General features: G+C 55.8%; 3 protein-coding genes and 1 pseudogene. All 4 read left to right on the plus strand.

The window, feature by feature from the left end; translation table 11 throughout:
- The coding region (locus Q0859_RS21285; protein ID WP_299155137.1) for an AbiEi antitoxin N-terminal domain-containing protein at nucleotides 1-809 on the plus strand (809 nt) is incomplete at its 5' end.
- 25 nt (nucleotides 810-834) lie between these two features.
- Complete coding sequence (locus tag Q0859_RS21290; protein ID WP_299155142.1) at nucleotides 835-1,572, plus strand: nucleotidyl transferase AbiEii/AbiGii toxin family protein; 738 nt, start codon at nucleotides 835-837, stop codon at nucleotides 1,570-1,572.
- Nucleotides 1,536-1,925 (plus strand): annotated as a pseudogene (locus Q0859_RS21295) (DUF2493 domain-containing protein); the annotation flags it as partial. The gene Q0859_RS21290 and the pseudogene Q0859_RS21295, both read left to right, overlap by 37 nt.
- 424 nt (nucleotides 1,926-2,349) lie before the next feature.
- Nucleotides 2,350-2,550, plus strand: coding sequence for a hypothetical protein (locus tag Q0859_RS21300; protein ID WP_299155139.1), 201 nt, complete (start codon nucleotides 2,350-2,352; stop codon nucleotides 2,548-2,550).
- Nucleotides 2,551-3,966: the final 1,416 nt, after the last annotated feature.

Here is a 3,966-nt window from a genome sequence, read left to right on the forward strand (position 1 = left end):
AGCAGATGTGGACATCTGCAGTATGGCGCATTGCGACGCCGGTTGGAGCAGGAGCCATCCACCCCATCACCTTTGCGCCCTCCCTGCAGAAAGGTGACTGTTTGATTGACGTTCTGCAGTCCTTGCAACAGCCGCCAAGTTATGTTACAAAACCTCGGACGAAATGCAAAAATGTCCGAGGTTCCCTATCAGTGGTCCATGATCTGACACAGAGGCAACGCCTCCTTGAATACCTGCAATCCCATGCGCCAGCACGCGCACGGGATATCGAGGGTATTGGTGTCTCAGCGGCAGCGATCTCGCGTTCGGTGCAGTCCGGAGACATCCTTCGGCTTGGCCGAGGGCTCTACGGCCTGCCGGACAGCGCGCCCGATACGCATGAGACTCTCATCGAAGTCGCCAAGCGGGCACCAAAGGCCGTCATCTGCCTGACGTCGGCGCTGGCGTTCCACGGCCTGACCGATCAAATGCCCCGACGCGTCTGGATCGCGATTGGCGCCAAAAACTGGGAGCCGAAGATCACATATCCGAAGATCCGAAACGTACGGTTTCGCGAACCCTATTTCTCGAGCGGCGTCGAGCACCATCAAATAGGTGGAACAACGCTCAGGATGTATACGGTTCCCAAGACGCTTGCAGACGCATTCCGGAACCAGCGCCTTGTCGATCGATCCGTCGCTATCGAGGCCCTCAAAGCCGCAATCGAACAGCGTAAGGCGACACCATCAGCAATTGCCGAGGCCGCGCGGACCTATGGTGCCTGGAACCAGATGCGCCCCTATCTCGAGGCTGTGACATCGAATGGCTAACACACCAAAGAACATCGCGGCATCGATGCGCCAACGACTTCTGAACCTTGCACGAACGGAAGAGCAAGCCTTTGACGTCGTGCTGGTGGCCTTTGGCCTAGAGCGGCTTATCTACCGCCTGTCCATATCAGCACATCGCGAGCGCTTCGTCTTGAAAGGCGGCATGCTTGTAACACTTTGGACCAAGGATACAGGCCGATTTACCCGGGACGTCGATTTCCTGTCGTTCGGTACTGAGGACGAGGAAACTCTGAAGTCGGTCATCGCCGAGATTCTCGCAATCGACGCAGATGACGGCTTAGTCTTTGACAGCGCCAACCTTACGGCAGTACCGATCAGGGACGATCAGGTCTACGGCGGCATGCGCCTAAAGACGAATGCTTATCTCGAGAAAACGCGGATTCCGATCACGATCGATGTCGGCTTCGGAGACGCGCTTGGAGAGCCCGACTACACGCTCGACTACGGCTCACTGCTCGGCTTTCCGTCCGCGTCGGTGCGCGCCTATTCCCCGGAAACGGTCATCGCCGAGAAGTTCCAGGCCGTTGTCGCGCTTGGTATCATCAATGGTCGGATGAAGGATTACTATGACCTTTGGGCACTGCCGAAGGCAGTGGACCTCAATTTGGACAGTTTGCAGGCCAGCATCGAAAAGACTTTTGAACGACGTCAAACGGAGGTGCCGCAAGCGCGACCGCCGGGCTTGTCCGAGGCATTCGCCGCCGAACCGCGGAAAAGTCCAAGGTCGATGGCGTGCCCCTGATCGTCTCAGGTGGTACCGACTGGACAGACATCGACAGGATCTTCTCAACGCTCGATAAAGTTCGGGCCCGCATCAAGCAAAACCGCAATCAGGATATCTTCCTCTGCCACAAAGGCGGCAAGAACGGTGCAGAGATGATTGCGGCGAAATGGGCGCGCGCGCGCGGCGTAAGCCAGGCGCGGTTCGATCCGCGCTGGTCCGCACACGGACGCTCCGCACCCTTCAAGTGCAATGACGAAATGCTGGACGATAAGTTCGCCGCAACCGGCGTCGTTCTCTTCGGGGGCAATGGCGTCGCACTGAACCTCGGGCAGAAACTCGAAGCATCGGTGGTTGAAATCGACACTTCTTGAAAGCTTCACGTGTTGACGCACGTGGGGCTTTCCTATTTTTTCAGCTAGCTGTGAAGACCAAAGGCAAATCACGTGCCTCCAGCACGCGACCGGGCTCTATTCGCCGGCCGGCTGCGCCGCCCTCTGAACGGAACCAGAGCAATGCCGTCTCCCTGCGGCCCACGCGCTGAAACCCGTCTCGTCCCGAGCCAGATTGTCAGCACGGCCACATGGTCGCCCGCATCACTCCGTTTCCGCCCTGCGGGTCACGATCCCTTTTGCAGCGCACCCTGTGCGCCAGACGACGTAAACGTCGATCATAAGCGAAGCGATCATTCGGGCCACCCTGAAGGGTGCTCATGCCTCACGATGATTCCCCTTGGTCTTGGGGCAGCCCTGACACCCCCGTGCTGGGAGATCCTCATCGCAAAAAGGAGATACCCAAATGTCTAACCACTACGTCGCAACAGTCCCCGTCAAGTTCAACGACAACGGCCAGGACCGCACCCGCTTCCAACGCGTCGGCGTCATGTTCCGCAACACCCGCCAGGACGGCTCCGAAGTCTTCAGCCTCAAGCTCGACTTCCCCGTCGCCGTTGACGAACTGGTCATGTTCCCCCCAAGCGCCAAAGACCCCCAAGAGTAAATCCTCTCACGAGGATGGGCCGCCCTCCAGGGCGGCCCTGTCCGTGTGCCACGGACCGCGTCGCGCATGACACAGAAGGACGGCTGCTGCGCAGCCGAACCTTACAACCCGCACACCGCTTGAGGAAAAAAGGAACAACGAGTTAGCAAGACCTGCGAGATGATGGTGCATAAGTCTGCCGCCAAAACCAAGACAACCCGTCGAAAGTCCCGGGCGCAATTGCCCGCAAAGCTGTAAGGGACTTGGTTTGCGGAACCCATCAGGGCCAGCGGTCAAAACCGCGCAAACAGGCCGGACACATGACTGCTTCTGACAAATGCGCAAATCTGATCAAATATGTCTTGCTATGCAGGAGCCATCCACACACGACTTTGGTCAATTAACTGGCACAGCTACTCGCTTTTGCTCCGGCCCTCCTTCAAATCTTCTCATTCGACTAGACACTACGGTTCCTGGAACAAACTCCCACTGTTCCAAATCTGGATCGTAGTCGGGTGTTGCCTGAAGCAGATATCTACCCTCGCCCAACGATTTGGCTGTGGTTGGGCGCCAAACATCGACGCCCTCATCTTCCAAATAGACGTAAATCTCTACCGTTTCTGACATTTCCCACTCTCAAGATTTCGGTGCTTAGGTTTTGCAGTTCGTGTGGATTAGCAGGAGCTTGCTGCGTTTGGTAGGTATGGGCTCATAACTGCCTTGCGGCGATGCAACAGGCGATTTTTTCCATCAGATGACCACTCTGCGGACTTAGTTACCCCTTAAATGGAGGTTAAGCTCGACCAAGGGTCGCGCAATCCCCCAAGGGCACGGCACTTTGTAGCGTTCGATTTCGGTTAGACATTGGGCTACCCTTTTCCAATTTAAGGCCAGAACCAGCTACTACAATTCTGTAGCTGCAGCCTACAACTAGTCCGTCATGGAGAGCCTCCCGAGATGATCCAAAAAGATGGAGCCAAGTTGTTTCTGGGAGGTCGAAACTACCATGGTCTGACATGACCAAGCCACAGTAGCTAAAAGAGCTTTGTGGTCTGTTAGACCTATATTTTGGCCATATTTTAAAGGTCCTTCGGCTCCTGCATTCGCGTGCTGCGTCTACTCTAGTAATTGTTACAACTTCGGTCTGGCGAATTAAGAGTGATGGGAGCGTCATTACACTCACTAAGATCAAGCAAAGGCCAGCAGCGATCATCATGAAACGATTGAGCGCCGCGACCGCTTGGCCATCAGGATTTCGTATCACCCTCATTATGCCTCTCCAAAATGGCTTAGCGCCAAACCAGAAGGATTTTACCCCCTCAGTTCCGCAGAGTATCTCACAAATGAGGCTCAACATTGGTCTGTCCGTCATCAAATGGTTTGAGACAGATGGCGGTTTGACTTTGAGGAGTCGTCGCTCATCTGGGCTTAGTTAAG

It is taken from the genome of uncultured Tateyamaria sp., from assembly GCF_947497045.1.
Taxonomy (GTDB): domain Bacteria; phylum Pseudomonadota; class Alphaproteobacteria; order Rhodobacterales; family Rhodobacteraceae; genus Tateyamaria.

What these genes read in the sequence shown, in the direction of transcription:
- Q0859_RS21290 (WP_299155142.1), top strand. Translation starts at nt 835, where the DNA reads ATGCGCCAACGACTTCTGAACCTTGCACGAACGGAAGAGCAAGCCTTT.
- Q0859_RS21300 (WP_299155139.1), top strand. Translation starts at nt 2,350, where the DNA reads ATGTCTAACCACTACGTCGCAACAGTCCCCGTCAAGTTCAACGACAAC.